At 63.5% G+C, this 18,131-nt stretch carries 18 protein-coding genes; 6 read left to right on the top strand and 12 right to left on the bottom strand.

What is annotated here, in order from left to right; genetic code table 11:
- The first annotated feature begins 8 nt into the window (after positions 1-8).
- The 4 genes from J2Y41_RS10245 to J2Y41_RS10230 are packed head-to-tail and all read left to right on the top strand — an operon-like array spanning position 9 to position 5,041.
- Positions 9-1,316, top strand: coding sequence for an alanine racemase (locus J2Y41_RS10245; protein WP_309928328.1), 1,308 nt, complete (start codon positions 9-11; stop codon positions 1,314-1,316).
- 10 nt (positions 1,317-1,326) lie between these two features.
- Positions 1,327-2,994 carry a D-aminoacylase gene (locus J2Y41_RS10240; RefSeq protein ID WP_309928327.1) on the top strand — a complete coding sequence of 556 codons (1,668 nt, stop codon included), beginning with the start codon at positions 1,327-1,329 and terminating at the stop codon, positions 2,992-2,994.
- Positions 2,991-3,626 carry a bifunctional 4-hydroxy-2-oxoglutarate aldolase/2-dehydro-3-deoxy-phosphogluconate aldolase gene (locus J2Y41_RS10235; RefSeq protein WP_309928326.1) on the top strand — a complete coding sequence of 212 codons (636 nt, stop codon included), beginning with the start codon at positions 2,991-2,993 and terminating at the stop codon, positions 3,624-3,626. The genes J2Y41_RS10240 and J2Y41_RS10235 overlap by 4 nt, the downstream gene beginning before the upstream one ends.
- 23 nt (positions 3,627-3,649) lie before the next feature.
- Positions 3,650-5,041, top strand: a complete 1,392-nt coding sequence (locus J2Y41_RS10230) for a GntP family permease (RefSeq protein WP_224092802.1) — start codon at positions 3,650-3,652, stop codon at positions 5,039-5,041.
- A 176-nt stretch (positions 5,042-5,217) separates the two neighbouring features.
- Here the strand turns inward: J2Y41_RS10230 and J2Y41_RS10225 are convergent, their stop codons facing one another.
- The 3 genes from J2Y41_RS10225 to J2Y41_RS10215 are packed head-to-tail and all read right to left on the bottom strand — an operon-like array spanning position 5,218 to position 8,682.
- Positions 5,218-5,724: a universal stress protein gene (locus J2Y41_RS10225; RefSeq protein WP_224092804.1), complete on the bottom strand. Its 507-nt coding sequence runs from the start codon at positions 5,722-5,724 to the stop codon at positions 5,218-5,220.
- A 52-nt stretch (positions 5,725-5,776) separates the two neighbouring features.
- The gene (locus J2Y41_RS10220) at positions 5,777-6,121 is read right to left on the bottom strand and encodes a CU044_2847 family protein (RefSeq protein ID WP_224092806.1); all 345 of its coding nucleotides are present in this window, start codon (positions 6,119-6,121) and stop codon (positions 5,777-5,779) included.
- Positions 6,118-8,682: a CHAT domain-containing protein gene (locus J2Y41_RS10215; protein WP_309928325.1), complete on the bottom strand. Its 2,565-nt coding sequence runs from the start codon at positions 8,680-8,682 to the stop codon at positions 6,118-6,120. Before J2Y41_RS10215 ends, J2Y41_RS10220 begins: the two co-directional genes overlap by 4 nt.
- 227 nt (positions 8,683-8,909) lie before the next feature.
- On the opposite strand from J2Y41_RS10215, the gene J2Y41_RS10210 reads away from it, so the two are divergent.
- Together J2Y41_RS10210 and J2Y41_RS10205 are read left to right on the top strand one after the other, a co-directional pair.
- Complete coding sequence (locus J2Y41_RS10210) at positions 8,910-10,127, top strand: transposase family protein (protein ID WP_309928324.1); 1,218 nt, start codon at positions 8,910-8,912, stop codon at positions 10,125-10,127.
- Positions 10,128-10,244: 117 nt separating this feature from the next.
- Complete coding sequence (locus J2Y41_RS10205) at positions 10,245-10,445, top strand: hypothetical protein (RefSeq protein WP_224092810.1); 201 nt, start codon at positions 10,245-10,247, stop codon at positions 10,443-10,445.
- A gap of 43 nt (positions 10,446-10,488) precedes the next feature.
- Here J2Y41_RS10205 and J2Y41_RS10200 read toward each other — a convergent pair whose 3' ends face one another.
- The 9 genes from J2Y41_RS10200 to J2Y41_RS10160 form a co-directional block, all read right to left on the bottom strand.
- Positions 10,489-11,151 carry a GntR family transcriptional regulator gene (locus tag J2Y41_RS10200; protein ID WP_224092819.1) on the bottom strand — a complete coding sequence of 221 codons (663 nt, stop codon included), beginning with the start codon at positions 11,149-11,151 and terminating at the stop codon, positions 10,489-10,491.
- 36 nt (positions 11,152-11,187) lie between these two features.
- The gene (locus tag J2Y41_RS10195) at positions 11,188-12,321 is read right to left on the bottom strand and encodes an FAD-dependent oxidoreductase (RefSeq protein WP_224165831.1); all 1,134 of its coding nucleotides are present in this window, start codon (positions 12,319-12,321) and stop codon (positions 11,188-11,190) included.
- Between the two features lie 3 nt (positions 12,322-12,324).
- Positions 12,325-12,459: a hypothetical protein gene (locus J2Y41_RS10190; RefSeq protein WP_309928323.1), complete on the bottom strand. Its 135-nt coding sequence runs from the start codon at positions 12,457-12,459 to the stop codon at positions 12,325-12,327.
- Between the two features lie 16 nt (positions 12,460-12,475).
- Positions 12,476-13,387, bottom strand: a complete 912-nt coding sequence (locus J2Y41_RS10185; protein WP_309928322.1) for an ABC transporter substrate-binding protein — start codon at positions 13,385-13,387, stop codon at positions 12,476-12,478.
- A gap of 23 nt (positions 13,388-13,410) precedes the next feature.
- On the bottom strand, positions 13,411-14,817 hold the full coding sequence (locus J2Y41_RS10180; protein ID WP_309928321.1) for an FAD-dependent oxidoreductase: 1,407 nt from the start codon (positions 14,815-14,817) through the stop codon (positions 13,411-13,413).
- Between the two features lie 51 nt (positions 14,818-14,868).
- Entirely contained in the window at positions 14,869-15,603 is a 735-nt protein-coding gene (locus J2Y41_RS10175; protein WP_309928320.1) for an SDR family NAD(P)-dependent oxidoreductase, read from the bottom strand.
- Between the two features lie 66 nt (positions 15,604-15,669).
- A complete protein-coding gene (locus J2Y41_RS10170; protein WP_309928319.1) occupies positions 15,670-16,776 on the bottom strand; it encodes an alanine racemase in 1,107 nt (368 codons plus the stop codon).
- Positions 16,777-16,815: 39 nt separating this feature from the next.
- Positions 16,816-17,286 carry a RidA family protein gene (locus J2Y41_RS10165; protein WP_224092830.1) on the bottom strand — a complete coding sequence of 157 codons (471 nt, stop codon included), beginning with the start codon at positions 17,284-17,286 and terminating at the stop codon, positions 16,816-16,818.
- A 17-nt stretch (positions 17,287-17,303) separates the two neighbouring features.
- Positions 17,304-17,993 (bottom strand): haloacid dehalogenase type II, encoded by a 690-nt coding sequence (locus J2Y41_RS10160; protein WP_309928318.1) that lies wholly within the window; start codon positions 17,991-17,993, stop codon positions 17,304-17,306.
- Positions 17,994-18,131: the final 138 nt, after the last annotated feature.

The raw sequence follows: 18,131 nt of genomic DNA, 5'->3' as shown, positions 1-18,131 counted from the left end.
ATGAACCCGTGAACACTTCCGAAGCCATCTCGGCACATGCCGTGGCCGGCCTTGCAGGCCGTCAGCTTGATTGGCGGCACAAGGCCATTCCGGCAACCGCCAACGGGATCACGCACGCCGAATTCCTCGCCGCCAAGCACACCCTGGGCGATCTGCAGACGCCGCTGCTGACACTCGATAACACGGCGCTCCAGGCCAACGCCGATCGCCTGGCTGACTGGTGCAAGGAACACGGCGTGGTGCTTTCCCCGCACGGCAAGACCACCATGGCTCCGCAGCTCTGGACTGAACAGCTCAACCGCGGCGCCTGGGGCATCACCCTGGCCAACTTCGCGCAGCTTCGCGTAGCCCGCGAGTTCGGCGTCGCAAACCTTCAGCTCGCCAACAGCCTCACGGATCCGCACGCCATCGAGTGGGTCGCAGCCAACGCCACTGCCGAAGCGCCCATCCTGTCCTGGGTGGATTCCGTGGAAACGGTGGAAGTTCTTAACCGCGTGCTCACCGGGAGCGATGCCGTGCTGGACGTGCTCGTGGAGCTCGGGGCCCACGGCGGCCGGACAGGCGCCCGGGGTGTTGACGCCGCGATGCAGGTTGCCCGCGCGATCTCCGCCTCACCGAACCTGCGTTTGGTAGGCGTCAGCGGTTATGAAGGCTCGCTCGCGCACACCGCGGACGACGCCGGACTGGGCGTCGTCCGCGGCTACCTCGCCCAGATGCGGCTGCTTCACGAGGAACTCCTCGCCGAAGGCCTCTACGGTTCCGGGTCGGTGATCATCACGGCAGGAGGCAGCGCGTACTTCGACGACGTCATCTCCGTTCTCTCGCCCTGTATCAGCACCGGCGCCGAAATGGGAGATCCCAGTGTGGACCTCATGATCCGCAGCGGCGCCTACATCATCCACGACGACGGCTTCTACCGCGGAATCTCGCCGTTTTCCCGGGAAGGCGATCAACCATTCCATGCCGCAATGCATGGCTGGGCACGCGTGGTTTCGCAGACAGAGCCGGGCCTTGCCATCCTCGACGCCGGCAAGCGGGACCTCCCGTTCGACGAAGGCCTGCCCGAGCCGCAGTTCATCGGACCGGTTCTCGGCGGAGCCATGGAGCCTTTGGTTGGGGCCGAAATCACCTCGGTCAACGATCAGCATTCCTTCATGACCTTCGACACCAAAACCACCACCGTTCGTCCCGGCGACGTCGTCCGTCTGGGCCTGTCCCACCCCTGCACAGCCTTCGACAAATGGAGCGTCATCCCGGTACTCGCAGACACCAACGGTGACCAGACCGTCGTCGACCTCATCCATACCTTCTTCTAGGACGAACGCCATGAAGACCCTCATCAGCAACGCCACCTTGGTGGACGGAACCGGAGCGGACCGCCGCCCGGCGGACGTCCTGTTGGACGGCGCGGTGATTGCCGCCGTCGTCGACGCCGGAACCCTCACCGCAGGCGAAAGCGGGGCCGATCGCACCATCGACGCCACGGGCCTGGTCCTGAGCCCTGGTTTCATCGACATGCACGCGCATTCTGATCTGCAGCTGCTTGTTAACCGGCAGCATTACGCCAAGCTCAGCCAAGGCGTCACCACGGAACTGCTGGGCCAGGACGGCCTGTCCTACGCACCCGTGGATGATGCCACTCTTGCAGGTGTGCGGGAGAAGATCGCCGGGTGGAACGACAACCCGGCGGACTTCGACTGGAATTGGCGGACCGTGCGTGAGTACCTGGATCGGCTGGATGACGAAAGCACCGACGACGATGGCACTACAGGCCGGATCGCAACCAATGCCGCTTACCTCGTCCCGCAGGGAACCGTCCGGGCCATGGTGATGGGCTTCGCCGAAGGTGATCCCACCCCGCAGCAACAGCAGCAGATGCAAGACGTGATCCGCACCGCGATGGAGGAAGGCGCCGTGGGAATGTCCTCCGGCCTGACCTACACGCCGGGCATGTACGCGCAGACCGAAGAACTCGCCGGCCTCTGCAGGACTGTTGGCGAGCTGGGCGGCTTTTATGCGCCGCACCACCGTTCCTACGGCAAGGGCGCACTGGATGCCTACGCCGAGATGATCGGCCTGAGCCGGGACACAGGCTGCGCGCTGCACCTCTCCCACGCAACCATGAATTTCGCGGAGAACAAGGGCCGGGCAGGCGAACTCCTTGAGCTGATCGATAGCGCGCTTGATGACGGCGTGGACATCACCCTGGACACCTACCCCTACCTCCCCGGAGCCACGACGCTCTCCGCGATCCTCCCCAGCTGGGCATCGTCCGGAGGCACGGAAGCGACGCTTGCCCGTCTCAAAGACCCCGAGACCCGCGCACGCATCCGGGAAGCCGTGGAGATCTACGGATCCGACGGCTGCCATGGCGTAGTTGCCGAGTGGGACACCCTGGAAATCAGCGGCGTCCAGAACCCGGCGCTCGCCGGCTATGTCGGGAAGACCATCAAGGAGATCGCCGCCGAGACCAACGAGGAACCGTTCGATGTCTTCGTGCGGATCCTCACCGAAGACCGCCTCGGCACCGGAATCCTGCAACACGTGGGTCACGAGGAAAACGTCCAGGCCATCATGAAGCACCGCACCCACACCGGCGGCAGCGACGGCCTCTTGGTCGGCGCCAAGCCACACCCCCGGGCATGGGGAACTTTCCCTCGTTACCTCGGCCACTACTCCCGCGATCTCGGATTGCTCAGCCTCGAGGAAACGGTCCATCACCTGACGGGCCGTCCCGCCGCACGACTCAAGCTCCACAACAGGGGCCTGGTCCGCGAAGGCTACGCGGCCGACGTCGTGCTCTTCGACCCGGAAACCATCCGCGACGAAGCCACTTTTGAGAATCCCCGCCAAGCCGCCAGCGGCATCCATTACGTCTTCGTCAACGGCGCAGCAGCGATCGACGGCGGCCGGCCCACCGGTGCCCGCGCCGGCCGTGCCCTGCGTCGAAGCCGTGACGGACTCACCCGAGAAGGAAGCAGTACCACCCAATGACTCCTGAAGAATTCATCCAGCAGCTCGAAGCCGACCGCACCCTCGCCGTGGTCCGCGCTCCGTCCATCACGGACGCCGCGGATCTCTGCCGGGCACTGGCCGACGGCGGCATCCGCAGCGTGGAACTGACGTTCACCACCCCGGATGCGCTCAAGCACGTCAAGCGCGCGGCAGAGACCGCGGCGGACCACGGTGCCGCCGTCGGAATCGGCACGGTCCTGACCGCAGACCAAGCCCGCGCAGCGATCGACGCTGGAGCCAGGTTCCTGGTAACACCAGGCATCCGGCCCGAGGTTGCAGCCGTCGCCGTGGCCGCCGGCATCCCGTTCAGCCTCGGAGCCATGACGCCCACCGAAGTGGCACAGGCACTTGACCTTGGGTCCGGCGTCGTCAAGATTTTCCCTGCCCGACAGCTTGGGCCGGCGTATCTGAAGGACCTGCAAGGCCCCTACCCGGGCATCCGCTTGTTGCCTTCAGGAGGCATCGACGCTTCCAACGCCAAGAGCTACCTCGACGCCGGTGCTGCCGCAGTCTGCTGCGGCACCAGCGTGGTCCCGCCCGCAGCAGTAGCTGCAGGCAACTGGGCAGACATCGCGGCCCGTGCCGCCGCGCTTACCGGCACCCTCAAGTAGGACTCACCCAGAAAGAAACCCCCATGAATGAATTCCTCGAATGGCTGCGGCACGACACCGCCGGCCTGCTCCTCCTGGCAGGCGCGGGCATTGCCCTCCTGCTGTTCCTGATCATCAAGGTCAAGCTCGAACCGTTCATCGCCCTGGTGGGAACCGGCGTGATCGTGGCGTTGGTGGGTGGGGTCTCAGTGGAAGCCTTGGTCGGCTCGGCCACCAAGAGCAGTGACGCCCTGATTGAGAAGGGCTTCGCTGGCATCCTCGGCCACATCACAGTGATCATCGGCCTTGGCACAGTGCTCGGTGCCATCCTCGAACGGTCCGGTGGCGCGGAAGTGCTGCTCGGCAGGCTCGTGAAGATCTTCGGCGAAAAGGGCACCCCGCTCGCGATGGGCATCACCGGCTTTGTGCTGGGTATCCCGGTGTTCTTCGATATCGGTATCTTCGTCCTGGCGCCGTTGGTTTACGTCGCTGCAATCCGCGGTGGCAAGTCGCTGGCACTCTACGCACTTCCATTGCTGGCCGGCCTCTCCGTGACGCACGCCTTCCTGCCACCGCACCCCGGACCCGTCGCTGCCGCCGGCCTTTTCCATGTTGACCTTGGCTGGATCATCCTCATGGGCCTTATCTGCGGTATCCCGGCCTGGTTCGCTTCCGGTATTTTGTGGGGCACGTGGATCGGCAAGCGCGTCATGGTCAATGTTCCCGAGGACCGGATTGTCCCCGAGGCCGAGGAAGCCAAGGGCCACGAGCCGTCCATTGGACTGGTGCTGCTGGCCATCGGCCTGCCCATGATCCTCATCCTCGGCGGCACTTTCGGCAACATCTTTGCTCCTCCCGGTGTATTCCGGGACGTCCTGCAGTTCTTCGGCAACCCGGCCATCGCGCTGACCGTCGCCGTACTGCTGGCCATGTGGCTCCTGGGCATCCGACGCGGCATGAGCTCCGCCGAACTCAGCGAAATCACCGGTTCATCGCTGCGTCCCGTGGGCATGATCCTGCTGGTTGTTGGCGCCGGTGCCTTCTTCGGCGCGGTTCTCTCGGCTACCGGTGTAGGAAAGGCTGTGGCCGACTCGCTGGCCCAGGCCGGCCTGCCGATCATCCTCTCCGCCTTCGTGATCAGCGCGGGCATGCGCATTGCGCAGGGCTCGGCAACCGTGGCGATCGTAACCACCGGTGGCATCCTGGCCCCAAGCCTTGCCTCCGGTTACTCCCAGCCGCAGCTCGCCCTGATCGTGGTGGCCATCTCCTCGGGCTCCATCATTGCCAGCCACGTCAATGACGGCGGCTTCTGGATCATCTCCAAGTACTTCAACATGTCCGTCAAGGACACCCTGAAGACCTGGACCGTGCTGGAGACCGTGTTGTCCATCGTGGGCTTCGCTATGGCGGCGCTGCTGTACACGTTCGTGAGGTAGCTGCTTCATGAGGTAGCTGCGGCCACCTCTGAGTGTTAAACAAAGAGCTCCGGAGTGCGTTATTGGGGGATACGCACTCCGGAGCGGTCTTTGAGCAGGTGCTTTCGCCGTCCTGCAGTAATCACTCTACGTTGGGCGCGACGGCATTGCCACCACCTCGAATAAGTACTTTCACTTTAGTTTTTACGGCCAGCTTCCTGGGGCTTTCTCTGCGGCACAATCAGCACGGGCCGGCGTTGGTGGTGGCTCAGCCAGGCCGCCACAGAGCCGTTCAAAGCCTCGGAAATGCGGTGGCCCAAGCCAGGTTCCGGCGTTCCAACAATGATCATCGAGGCATGGATATCCTCGGCGAGCCGGCCCAACGCGCGTGCGGGGTCTCCGGCGAGCAACCGCAAAGTCCAATCCGCTGAGCCGCCATCCATGGCCTCGCCGATGAGCTTGCCCAGGTCACTGCGAACAGCTGCGACGTCCTCGTCATCCTTCTCCGGATGAAGCGACATCCGGTGTGTCTCCCGCGCAGGGTCCCATTCCACGAGGTAGCTGGCCTCGTCCACGTACGCACAAACCAGCGGCACGCCGAGTTGTTCAGCCAGCGTCCGGGCCGTTTGCAGCACCTCCACATGCTGGTCGGGCAGGACGCCCACAACCAAAGGAATCCGTCCGCTGAAATTCTCCGCAGCCATACCTTATTGTTGCGCCGCGAGCAGTCCTTGAACAGGCTGTCTGCTCACCGACCTAGTTGGTTTGGGGTGGTTTGTTCCACGTCAGCCGAACCTTGAAATTGGACGCCGTGCTGGCCGATGCAATGAACGCCCCGGCCTCGGCGTGGAGGTCTATGCCGAACTCCACGCTGACCTCGTCAGGCCGGTTCTCCAGGCTCAAAAGCTCATCAATCACGCCCTGTACGGCGGGTCGGACATGCTCCAGGGCCCGCTGGAACGTCTGCTGCGCCCTCGCGAAAACGCCGGAATGATCCCCCGCATGATCGCCACCCCGGGTCACGATGCTCCCGGCTGTGCTCGCGACCTCCACAACTACCGTGCCGCCGTCGTCGGTGGTGAACTCAACCAGCCGGCTCACGGCGACGTTCCCGCCTTGGCAGCAGGCCCCGCTTCAGGTCCCGCTGCCGGTCCTGCTGCGGGGACAGTGCGGGGCCGCCGTGCCATCACGACGAACACCACGCCCACCGCGCAAAGAAGCATCAAATGCAGCAGCAACGGCAGCGCCTGCGACATGTACCAGCTCTCCATGAACACGCCTTTCCCTTGGATCCAGATGATCGGTTGCAACACAGTGGGCAGCAGGAGGAGCCACGCAAACGTCCGCCCGACCGGGTCCTTTAGGGCCAGGATGCCCGCCCAAAGTCCGAAGGCGGCAAGGATAAAACTGGCCACGACCGCGGTCACTTCCACCGTGTAGTTCAAGCCGGCGAGCCCAAAGATCGCAGCGGAAAGCACGACGCCGCTCATCGCAAGACGCGCTGGTACGGTCCGTCCAGGCAGCCCGGCGACCATGAGCAGCAGATAACCGAGTGGTGCCAGCAGGCCGTACAGGATCCGGAGCACGATGTCGCCGCCGTTGTCCTGCCAGTAAGCCTCGTCGAACCACATGAAGAACACCACGATGCACGTCCCCAAGCCACCAGCCACCGCTAAGGCGGCACCGGCCCACGCGAGCGGTGTCCAGGCGAGTGCTGGTTGCGGCGGTTTCGCGGATGGAATGCCCGACGCCGGGACCTGGGTGGGTGCCGGGATCCGCGTTGCGGGGGTCGCCGCTGGCCGCTGAGGTTCTGGCCGCCGGGGCCCTGGAGGCAGGTCCGCGACCGTATATGAACCTCTTTCCGGGGAAGGCTGCTTTGCAAGCTCCGGTTCTGGTGGCTTCGACTTCTCGATCTCGGCCCTTGCGGCGCTCGCAAGTCCGTCGGGGTCGGCCGCGGCCGGATCGAGCGTCGCAAGTTCAGCTGATACATCCACCACGGCTCCCCACGAGCCCAAAGACGAGTGGTAGCGGAGTTCGCCCTGGAGGTCGGAGATGCGTTGACGGCGCTCGCAGTCCTGACGGCGCCTTGCTGCTTCGGGGAATTCCGGATCGTCCTGCACCAGGGCAAAGCCGTCCGCCGCGGCCAGCCAATCGCCTGCCTCTTCAGCAGCGAGTGCCTCACGGTATGTGCGGGACATGTCCAGCCGGTGCTGCGCGCTCTCCCTTAGCGCCGTGGCGTCACGGTAGCCGGGCTCCAAGGTCAGGAGGTCATCGAACAATTCAACGGCTTGCTCGAAACGCCGTGCCCTTAACTCCGCGGAGGCCTGGACATAAAGGGCACGTAATTGGGCCCGCTTCATGGCCTGGTCGGCGTTGATTTGTGCCGCCTTCGCGGCGGCGCCGTCTCCCACGCCCGAGCTTCCCGGGGCCTGCAGCGGGACTGACGCTTGCCCGCCCGAGGTGGGTGCCGGCGTCGGGACCCCAGCTTGGCCGGCCTGCCCGCCCAAGGGGGGTGCCGGCGTCGAACGTGTTTCCGAAACCGCTGAGCGTGGTGTGCCACGCAGCGTAAAGAGTTGGGTGGAACCGCCGCGGACGTAGAGGGCAGGAGTGACCCATTCGAGTGTGCCGTCCGGGCTGGCCATGACCGAGATCCTGCCGACCCGTGCTGCCTCGTCCACAGTCCGGCCGTTGGCGATCGCAGCGTAGAAGCCATGGGCGAAGGCGATGGCCGCGGAGTCACTGATGGCGAATTGCATTGCCGCCACGGCGCCTATCCCGCTCCTGACCAACGAGGAAGCGGTGCCGGAAAAGAGGTCCGACTGGCCCATCTCGCCTGAGGAACAAGAGTTCAACACAACCAGGCGCGGACGTGGTGCAGCAACACTGAGCAAGGCCATGAGCCGCACCGCCCGGACCATCGCGGCCCTGCCATCCGGCCCCACCAAGGCGATCCTGCCTTCATCGGTCCGGGAATCGTAATCGCCGTGGCCCACAAAATGCACCACATGCCACGGGCCGGCAAGCAGCATGGACTGGACGTCGTCCCAGGTTCCGCTCCTGGACCACACCAGCTCCACCCGTCCCTCGGCTACAGGACCGGCCAACGCCCTGCTCAGGTGGTCCTTCTCGGCATCGACATCGAGGGTAGGAAGGTCCCTGGGCGAAGCGACGATGCCAAGGATCCGCAGCGGGGGAGCAACGTCCAAGGGATTCTGGTTGTAGTCAGGGGCAGGGATGTGCCGCAACAGGGGTTCTGTTTGGCAGAGATACGTCTCGGTTTCGGGGTCGAAGAGGGTCTCCCACGGCATGGTAGCCAATTCCGGGGCGGCAAGCCGCAGGACAACCCTGAGTTGCTGCCCTGCGTGTTGGGCCGCGCCCAGGCTGGCCCGGTACGTGCCGTAGACCTCGCGGGTGAACAACGCCTGGAACAACTGCTGACCAACTTCGCGGACTGCCATCTCGGCCACGGGCATGGTGCGGCGGGCAGCCACGGCAGAGGCAAGAACGGTCGCTTCAAGCTGGGGCAGCCGGTCCAGGATGCCCTCAACGTCCAAGGTGAACATCCCCGAAGCGTGGCCTCCCGCCGGAGCACGGACCACGTGCACCGTGTATTCGCCGCGTGCAGAGCCGGTATCGATCTCCAGCTCGATGTCACAGTCCATCGCGGATCCCTTGTGCGAGCGGGCGTCGGCACGGGTTCTTGAAACCTGTGCGCCAGCGTCCTAGGTACAGATTGGCCCTTCGCCGGATTCCCCACAAGACCCCGCGTTGACTCATCAAAGATGCCCGCGTAGCGGTATTCGAGGAATCATTTGAGAATGCCCGCGTAGCGGCGTGTCCGCCGGGGCTGGTGTCCGCCGCTTCGGCAGTGTGAGCCATGGAGCTTTCGATGAGTGAACGCAGGGCTGTCACCAAGGCGATTGCCACCCGTTATGCCCGCTCGGACCGGGCGGCGAAGAAACAGGTTCTGAACGAGTTGTGCGCGACGACGGGCTGGCACCGGGACCATGCCCGGAAGGCTTTGCGGCAGGCTCTGGTGTTGAAACCGGTCCGGCCGCGGGCGCCGCGGCCTCCGCTCTACGGGGAGCCGGTGATCGAGGCGCTGCGGTTCTACTGGGCGGTGCAGGGGACCCCGTGCGGGCGGCTGCTCGCAGCGGCCCTGCCTGATCTGGTGCCACGCCTGCGCCGGTTCAACGAGCTGCAGATCGATGACAGCACGGCGGCGCAATTACTGCGTATCGCACCGGCGACCATTGACCGCCGGCTCAAGCCGGACCGGGCAAAACTCGATCCCCGGGGCCGGTCCCACACCAAGCCCGGGACACTGCTGAAAGACTCCATCCCGATGCGGACCTGGGCCGAATGGGACGACGCGGTGCCCGGGTTCGTGGAAATCGATCTGGTGGGCCACGAGGGTGGCAACAGCCGGGGCGAGTTCTGTTTCACGCTGGATATCACCGACATTGCAACGGGCTGGACCGAGACCAGATCGGTGCGGAACAAGGCCCAGAAATGGGTTTTCGCGGCCATCAAAGACGCGACCGCCGCGTTCCCGTTCCCCATCCTTGGCATCGATTCCGATAACGGCACGGAGTTCATCAACTGGGAGCTGCTGGCCTGGTGCGAACAGGAGAGCCTAACGTTCACCCGATCCCGCTCCGGGAACAAGAACGACGGGGCGCACGTGGAACAGAAGAACTGGCACATCGTCCGCCAGACCGTCGGCTACCACCGCTACGACACCGCCGCCGAACTGGAACTCTTGAACCGGATCTGGGCGCTGCAGCGGCTGCTGACGAACCATTTCGGACCGCAACAGAAACTCCTCGCGAAGGTCCGGACCGGGGCGAAGATCACCAAGACCTACGACGCGCCCGCGACGCCCTACCAACGTGTCCTGGCCGATACCGGCACTGTCTCACGGGACGTGAAAACAAGACTGCGTCGTGAAAACAAGCCCTTGAATCCGGCCGCCATCCAGCGCCAGATCCAGGCCCTCAGCGCCGACCTCCTGACCCTGACCACCGCCAAACGCGCAGCCAAACCCCAACCAACCCTCCGGGCAAAACCAAATGATTCCACGAATCAACCCAGACGGGCATCTTGACATGATTCTTCGGGGACCCTGAAAGCCCTGCACTTATGCAGCGACACCTGCAGACGGGCAGCCCTTGTAGACAACCCGGCCCCGGCCTACGGTTAATCCGAAGGAAGGTGGTCTGCGATGGAAATCTTCATGTGGTGGCTGGACCTGCACTTGGACAGCAAGGAATGGCTACGCGAAAACCTGCGTGCCGAGGAACTTCCGTTGCAGGTCCTGCAGCATATTGCCGAGGCCGGCGGCCCTCATCCGGACAAAGTCAGTGGGGTGCTGACTGTGCAGGATTGGGACTTCATTGAGACGCAGTCGGAGTTCGTGGACTAAGGCCGGGCCAGCGTCGCGGACAGCCGGTTTACGTCTGCCCCGCTTACTTCTGCTGTAGAGGTTCTTCATGGAGGGCATTCTGGAATTGACTGACCATTTCCTGGCGGAAGGCATCGAAGTCTCCGGCCAGCGCCAGTTCAGCCAATTTCTCATGCTCAACAGCGATTTCGTGGAGGTCGCTGTACGTACGGTGATCGACCGCTAGGTACAGGCGCAGCTTGTTCTCCCACCCGTTCCACATGTTTTGCAGGGCGGTATTTCCCGAAAATTCGTAGAAGAGCCTGTGGAAACGAAGGTGGGCGTCAATGCTGCCGGGGATGTCATTGGTGTCGGTGGCCCGGTACAGTTCCTCGATGGTCTGCTTGAGCCGGAGCCGCTCGGGACCCCGCAGGGTGGGGGCTGAGAGCTCGGCAGCATAGGGCTCGACGAGTACCCGGATCGATGCAATTTCTGCGACGTCACGAGCGCTGACTTCTACGACGAAGGACCCCCGGAAGGGGACCTTGACTACCAGCCCTTCTTCCTCGAGCTTTGTCAGCGCTTCACGGAGCGGGGATCGACTGATACCGAGGTCTGCGGCGATGTGTGTCTCGCGCAGTTGTTCACCGGGTGGCACAGTTCCGTTCAGGATGGCGGTGCGGAGAACGCGGTAGACACCGTCCGGCGTCGTCATCCGCTGTTCCTGCCACGTGAACTTGCGGTCCATGTTCCGCCTCCCTTGTCGATTGTCGATTATACCGGCTTAGCTCGTCCTGAACCGTTCCGGGCGAACGAATTCCAGGCCGTCGAGCGACTGTTTACCGAGCGCCTCGTACGCGGCGATGTGGCCGAAGCCGGTGGCATTCTTGAAACCGCCTCCGGAGAAGCCTGTGGCGCAGTAGATTCTGCTTGACCCACCTAGCCAGCCCACCAGTGGATTGCGGTCTTCGCTGTAGAGGTCCGGGAAGGCATCGGAGCGGACGATGCTGGGAACCAGGCCGGGCAGGAACTCGGTGACGGTTTCCAACGTGTCGGCAATTTCGGCTGTTGACAGTTCCCTGGGGAAAGCATCGGGGTCCGTTGTCACCGTGCCTCGGCCGTCCAGGGTGGCTTTGACGGTAACGCCGTCAACGGCGGGTGCCCCGTACATGGAACGGTCCTCGTACATCCGGCTGAAGGTGGGGAACTTCTCCGGGGTGAACTGTGCTGCGTCGCGGGCAACGAACCAGCTCAGGAAAACCCTGCGGGTTTCAGTGTGCGCCTTCAAGTCATCAGGCATGAGCCGCCGGGACCAACCCCCTGAGGCGACGATGACGTTCTCGAAGGTCCAGGAGGTGTCCCCGGAGGTGACCACAACGCCGTCGTTCGTTTCCCGGATGCTGGTAACAGGAGTGTTGGCAAGGACCGTTGCCCCGTTGGCCTGTGCAGCTGCAATCGCTGCCGTTACCGCCCGGTCAGTCCGCAGGACGCCGGCGTTCGGGTCGAACACCGCGGAGTCGTCAGCACGGAGGTTGTGCTGGGGGTAGCGTTCGGCCATCTCCTCACGGTTCAGGATCCGGTGGGCAGCCCCATTGATCCGGGTAGTCTCCAGAACGCTGCGGAGGTATGGCCCATCGGTGGTGCCGATGGAGAGCCCGCCACAGCGGGTGAGGATGTCCTGTCCCGTTTCTGCCTCGAGTTCTGCCCAGAGATCCCGTGAGCGCTCCAGGATGGGATAGAGCGCGGGGCTGCCGCGGTAGATCATGCGGAACAGACGGGTATCCCCGCCTACGGCGCTGCGTCCATGGGCGGGGGTGTGTGTTTCGAAGCCGGCCACGGAATCGGAAAGGCGTGAAGCCTGCCAGAGTGCCATGCTTCCGATGCTGCCCAGGCCGATGACGGCGAGTTTTCCGTCCATGGCTCAGACCACCTCGAAATCTTCATGCATGAACAGCAGGGTGCCTGCTGTTTGACGGGTTTCGTGGGTTTGACGGGTTGCGCGGGTTTCGCGGGTTTCGGGGGCAAAGCCCATGCTTCTGTGGCTAATGGTTTGCATGAGGGGAGTACGTCTCCTAGTTGAGCTTGGCATCGGTGATAGCGCCGGATTCGAGGCCCCAATTCGAGAGGGATTTCTTGTATTCCGGGCTGTTCAGGACGGACTGGACGGCGGCCTGGAGGGCGGGGGTCAGGGGAGCGCCTTTCTTCAGGCCGATGGCCGTCAAGTCGCTGGAGCCGACGTTGACCTGGGGAGTCAGGATGGTGAACGATTTGGGCTGCTGCTTCTCGGCCCAGGCGAGGGAGGTTGTGTCGTAGAGGATGCCGTCGATCCGCTTGGACGCCAACTGTGTCAGGGCCTCCTGGACGTTGGGCAGGGTCACGGCGTTGATCGCGGGCTGCCCCTTGGAAGTGCAGGTCTGCTCCGAGAGGGCCGGGAGTCGCTTGAGTTGGCCTGTGGAGCCTGCTGTGACGGCAATGTTCTTCCCACACAGGGTTTCGTTGGTGAGCTTCAAAGGATTTCCCGCGGCCACGGCCACTGAGTTGCCGGCTTTGAAGTAGTCGATCATGTCCAGGACCTTCAGTCGCTCCGGCGTTGGTGCCATGGTGGTGACGGTGAAGTCGTACCGGCCACCGTCAATGCCAGGAATGATGGTGTCGAAGACGGTGTTCTCGAACTTCAGCTTCAGGCCGAGCTTCTTTGCTATCAGGCGGGCGATATCCGGGTTCAGGCCGATCGGCGTCGAGTTGTCTTCAGCAAGGAACGTCGTCGGCGGGTAGTGCAAGTCCATGGCGACCGTCAGTTCGCCCTTGTCCTTATAGGACGCCGGCAGGAGGCTTACGGCCTTTTCGTCGGGCTGGACGCCCACGGAGATATCGGCCGTTTTCGGATCTGTTGGGGACGTGCTTGTCGTCCCGCCACACCCGCTGAGGGCCAGCAGCAGTGCAAACCCTGCGGCTGCAGCCTGGATCTTGCTTATGGTCTTCATGGTGTGCCTCCGGGGGCGTTTCTCTATTCGTGTAGTCCGGCGAGCCTGCTGCCGAATCTGGCCAGGAGGGACGTCTTGGTGGAATCCTTGCGCTCTTCCCACTGATCAGCAAGACCGAAAAGCCGGTACATGCCGTGAACACCCATCCAGCGAATGGGTTCCGGTTCCCATTTCCGTGCGCGGTACCCAACCCAGGGGAGCGTGGTCCGTTCCGTTTGCCGTTCGAACGCCAATTCCGCGAGTGTCCGCCCGCCCACATAGGCGGCTGTAACGCCGTGTCCGGCATAGCCCGTGGACGAGCCAATTCCGGATGCCTGGTCCCATTGCACGCCGCCGTTCCAGTCGCGGGTGACGCCCAGGACTCCGGACCAGGCGTGGTCCACTTCGAGGTGGATGCCCGGGAAGAAGGACCGAAGCTTCGTGGAGATCAAGTCAACAGTTGACTGGGCTGTGGCACCGGCGCCGCCCGTTCCGGAGCCGTAGCGGTAGGGCCTTCCCCGGCCGCCAATGGCGATGCGTCCGTCCGCTGTCCGCTGCGAATAGATGAACGTGTGTGCGGAATCGCTGAGGCACTGAAGCCCGTTCCAGCCGATCTGCTGCCAGGCCTCGTCGGAGAGTGGCTTGGTCACGATCATCGAGGAGTTGATCGGTATCAAGGACCTGCTGCCCAGCAACTGACCGGAGTACCCTTCCGTGCAGATGAACGTTTTGGCCGCCGCGACCCGTCCATTGGCCAAGGTCAGGGTTTTGCCGTCGATGCTGGTTATCCGGCTGTTTTCGTAGATCGCCACCCCCATGGACGTCAGGGTGTCCGCCAGGCCGTAGACAAGTTTTGCCGGATGAATGCGGGCGCAGGGCTTGTAGAAGAGCCCGCCGTGGACGGTGGAGATGTTGATCCTGCTTTGGAATTCGTCCCGGTCGAGCAAGTGGACTTCGTCTTCGGTCAACCCGTACTTCCAGTCGGCGTCACGCCGGGCTACCAGCCGGCCCAGCCCCGCCTTGGTGTGGGCAGCGACGAGCGCGCCGCCCTTGTGCTGGTCCGCGTCGATTCCCTCGGCCTGAAGGATATTAAGGACGGAGTCGACGCCGGCCACGAACTCCTGCTGCAATGCCCGGCTTGCGTCCAGCCCTTGTCCGGATGCGCGGGCGAAGGTGGCCCGGTTTCCCGGGGGCATCGCCGAAAGCCAGCCGCCGTTTCGCCCGGAGGCTCCGTAGCCGACCTGTTCCGCTTCAAAAACCGCCACCGAGAGTGAGGGCTCGAGCTTCTTGGCGAAGTATGCCGCCCAGAGGCCTGTGTAGCCACCGCCTATGATTGCCAGATCCACGGAGCCTTCGCCTTCGAAACGCGGGTACGTTGGCCGGTTTTCTGCGAGTCCGGCCATCCAGAAGCCGAGGTCTCCGTTTCGGGGTGTTGCTGTGAGGGCTTTCATCTTGTCCTACTTTGTGGGGAGTTGGTGAGCCAGTGGAAGGCGGTGCGATGCTTAGAAAGCGGTGTAACCGCCGTCGACGGGCAGTACAGCGCCCGTGATGTAGGACGATTCCGGGGACGCCATGAAAAGTATGGCGTCGGCAATTTCTTCCGGAGTGGCCAGGCGCCGGAGCGGGATCTGCCCCTCGCGTTCTGCCCGGTAGGCCTCGGGATCGGGCCTGCGCTGGAACGAGGCCTCGATGACGGGGGTGACGGTCAGTCCCGGCGCGACGACGTTGACGCGGATGTTGCGGGAGGCCCACTCGATTGCGGCTCCCTTGGCGAGCATGATGAGGCCGCCCTTGGCCGCGGAGTAAAGGACTTCATCGGGCTTGCCAACCATGCCCAGCCGTGAACTGACCAGGACGAACGAGCCTCCCGTAGCAGGCATCAACGGTGCAAAGTGCTTCATCATCAGGAAGGCGCTGAGGAGGTTGCTGTGGAGCACATTCCTGGCATCCTCATACGCCATCTCCGTCAGCGGGCCGCTTACCTGCAGACCATGGTTAAGGACGACGACGTCCACGGTGCCGAACGCTTCGGAGGCCTGGCGGGCGAGACCTTCGACGAATGCCTCGTCATTGAGATCTCCAGGGACGTACACGTCATCGGTTTGGGCGCTGTCGAGTTGCTCCCTGCGGCCGGTGAGCAGCAGCCGGGCGCCTTCGCGGCGGAAGTGGGAACCCACTGCTTCCCCGATTCCGCTGCTGGCGCCGGTTATGACGGCAGTGGTCTTATCAAGTCTCATGATGGTCGTTCCTTGGTCGGTAAGTTGCTTGGTTGCGGGCTGGGGCGGACGTACGGTTCCCACGAATCAGCTCAGGAATCCGCGGGCATCCACCCGCCACCGTTCCAGCGATGTTCCCGTGCTGTCAGTGACGATGTACTCCTCGAAATTGACCACGACCGGGCAAACATGGTTCGGCACGATCGGGAGAACCTTGCCGACGCCGGGATGGAAATCGCCGGCAGGCAGGGGGAGGAAGCCGTGGTACTCGTTGAGCTTGGAGAGAACGGCCGACGTCCCGGGGACAGCGCCATAGCCGATCTGGGGACTGCCTTCCCGGCCTAGTGCCTTGGTGCCTACATCGAGAATGACCTGATCGGGAACCCAGTCACTGACCACTGTGCCGGCGACAAACAGGGCGATCTGGTCTTCGGTGCAGGCCCCGAGCCGCATGTTGTTCAAGTCATTGAACACGTATTCGCCGGGCCTGATCTCGGTAATCACGTTGCTCGTGGCGTACTCGATGGTGGGTGTTGAGCCGGCGCTGACGACGTCTGCGCCGATGCCCACAGCGCTGAAGCTCCGCACCGCTGTGGTGAGCGCGGCTTCCTGGTCCATGGCGGCACGCTGGCGGGCGTCCGGGCTGGCGCTTCCATGACCTGGATAGGTGAAGACGCCCACCGGCACCAGTCCCCGCCTCCGGGCGGCGGCGGCAAGTTCGCCGGCGAACTCGGGTGGTGCGCCGGAACGACGCGCACCGCAGTCCACCTCGATGACAACCTGCAGCCGTTCGGCCTCGGATCCCATCGCATCAGCAAGGGCATCGATCGCCGCGAAATTGTCGACGCCGACCCGCAGCCGGGTGGTTACCGCAAGTTTGCGGATGCGAAGGCCTTTCGTTCCCGAAGGCCAGATGGGGTAGGCGATAAAGATATGGTCGAAGCCGGCTGCGGCGAAGACTTCGGCCTCACCAACATTGCCTGCGGTGATTCCCACAGCTCCGGCCTTGACCTGGCGACGGCCGATTTCGACGCATTTGTGCGTTTTTACATGCGGTCTGACATCAAGGTCCTGCTGGGCAGCAAAGGCCTGCATGCGGTCGATATTGTCCTGCATAACGTCGACCAGCACGATCGGCGCCGGGGTGTCGACCCGTTCGACCAGAGCGTTGAATGCTCCCTGGATACGGTTCACGCTGTTCTCCTCATGAATTTACCGCCAACATGTCCGTGCCTAAGCGGCTGTGCAGATCATCTGGATCTCTACAGGAGTGTTGGCCGGCAGCCCGGCGACGCCAATTGCTGTGCGGGCGTGCCGGCCGTTCTCTCCCAACACTTCGATGAGCAATTCGCTGGCCGCGTTGGCGACCCGCGATTGCAGGCCGAAGTCCGGCGTGCTGGCCACGAACACCAGCATCTGCACGATCCGGACCCGGTCCAGGTCTCCTACCGCCTGCACAGCCGCGGCAAGGCAATTGAGCGCGGCATGGCGGGCGAGCTCCCGCGCTGTCTCCAGCCCCACGTCCCGGCCGACGACGCCTTGGCCCAGCAGGACGCCGTCCTTGTATGGCAGTTGGCCAGCGATGTGGATGCTGGAACCCACCGCGCGGTGGTCCACGTAGTAAGGGCTATCAGCAAGGGTTGGAAGCTCCAGGCCCATGGCCCGGAGTCGATCCAAAGCCGAGCCCGCCGTAGTGACGCTCATCTGTAAACGAGTCCTTCTTAGGAAGCAGCAGGACGCGGAAGGCCGAAGAGGACGGGGAGCTCGGCAATGTCGGTGATCCGCTCGTAGCCGAGCCAGTGCTCGTCGTGTTCGAAGCCGCGATCTACATACACCTTGTTCTTGATGCCCAAGGTGGCTGCGGACCGCAGGTCGTACATCGGGCTCGCGGAGACGTGCACAATCTCGTCGGGCGTGACGCCAAGCTTGTCGAACATGTACTCAAACGCTCCGAGACGGGGTTTGTACATGCCCATCTGCTCGGCGCTGATGACGCTTGCGAACGGAGCTTGGAGGTTTTCCGAAAGCCGCTCGGCATGCGCGGTGTCGCTGTTAGTGATGATGGCCAGGGGGACTGCCTCGGCCAGGCGGTTCAGGGCCTCGGTCACGCCCGGGTACGGGCCCCACGTGGGGACAATTTCGTAAACCGCCCTTGCGTCGGCCGCGCAGTATTCAAGGCCGAGCCTGCGTGAGGCGCGTTCCATGGAGTTGGCGATGATTTGGTGGAAGGGCTTGTAATCGCCCATGCACTCATCGATCCGATATGCCTTGGTGGCCTGCAGGTATTCATCGGCGAGCTCCGCCGGCAGGCGTTCGCCCAGGACCGCACGGGTCGCGTCGGCTATAGCGAACTTGATCAGTGTTCCGTTCATGTCGAACGTTGCGAACTTCGGCTTGATGTCGAATGCCATTTTTTCCTCCAGTTTGATTTTGTTTGGTCTCGTCGATTGTCGACGAGAGCACGTTGAGAAGTACCGTCGATTGTCGACAATACTCGGGTTGGTTGTAGATTGTCAACGGATTGGTCCCGAAAAGTGCTGGGCCTATTC

The sequence above is a fragment of the Arthrobacter sp. 1088 genome (genome assembly GCF_031455315.1).
Lineage (GTDB): Bacteria > Actinomycetota > Actinomycetes > Actinomycetales > Micrococcaceae > Arthrobacter.
Note: the sequence above shows the minus strand (reverse complement) of the source record. Positions and strands in the feature narration are given on the sequence as shown.

Bases quoted from the DNA above. Each gene is read 5' to 3' on its own strand.
- J2Y41_RS10240 (WP_309928327.1), top strand. From the start codon at position 1,327: ATGAAGACCCTCATCAGCAACGCCACCTTGGTGGACGGAACCGGAGCG.
- J2Y41_RS10235 (WP_309928326.1), top strand. From the start codon at position 2,991: ATGACTCCTGAAGAATTCATCCAGCAGCTCGAAGCCGACCGCACCCTC.
- J2Y41_RS10230 (WP_224092802.1), top strand. From the start codon at position 3,650: ATGAATGAATTCCTCGAATGGCTGCGGCACGACACCGCCGGCCTGCTC.
- J2Y41_RS10225 (WP_224092804.1), bottom strand. From the start codon at position 5,724: ATGGCTGCGGAGAATTTCAGCGGACGGATTCCTTTGGTTGTGGGCGTC.
- J2Y41_RS10215 (WP_309928325.1), bottom strand. From the start codon at position 8,682: ATGGACTGTGACATCGAGCTGGAGATCGATACCGGCTCTGCACGCGGC.
- J2Y41_RS10210 (WP_309928324.1), top strand. From the start codon at position 8,910: ATGAGTGAACGCAGGGCTGTCACCAAGGCGATTGCCACCCGTTATGCC.
- J2Y41_RS10205 (WP_224092810.1), top strand. From the start codon at position 10,245: ATGGAAATCTTCATGTGGTGGCTGGACCTGCACTTGGACAGCAAGGAA.
- J2Y41_RS10200 (WP_224092819.1), bottom strand. From the start codon at position 11,151: ATGGACCGCAAGTTCACGTGGCAGGAACAGCGGATGACGACGCCGGAC.
- J2Y41_RS10195 (WP_224165831.1), bottom strand. From the start codon at position 12,321: ATGGACGGAAAACTCGCCGTCATCGGCCTGGGCAGCATCGGAAGCATG.
- J2Y41_RS10190 (WP_309928323.1), bottom strand. From the start codon at position 12,459: ATGCAAACCATTAGCCACAGAAGCATGGGCTTTGCCCCCGAAACCCGC.
- J2Y41_RS10185 (WP_309928322.1), bottom strand. From the start codon at position 13,387: ATGAAGACCATAAGCAAGATCCAGGCTGCAGCCGCAGGGTTTGCACTG.
- J2Y41_RS10180 (WP_309928321.1), bottom strand. From the start codon at position 14,817: ATGAAAGCCCTCACAGCAACACCCCGAAACGGAGACCTCGGCTTCTGG.
- J2Y41_RS10175 (WP_309928320.1), bottom strand. From the start codon at position 15,603: ATGAGACTTGATAAGACCACTGCCGTCATAACCGGCGCCAGCAGCGGA.
- J2Y41_RS10165 (WP_224092830.1), bottom strand. From the start codon at position 17,286: ATGAGCGTCACTACGGCGGGCTCGGCTTTGGATCGACTCCGGGCCATG.
- J2Y41_RS10160 (WP_309928318.1), bottom strand. From the start codon at position 17,993: ATGGCATTCGACATCAAGCCGAAGTTCGCAACGTTCGACATGAACGGA.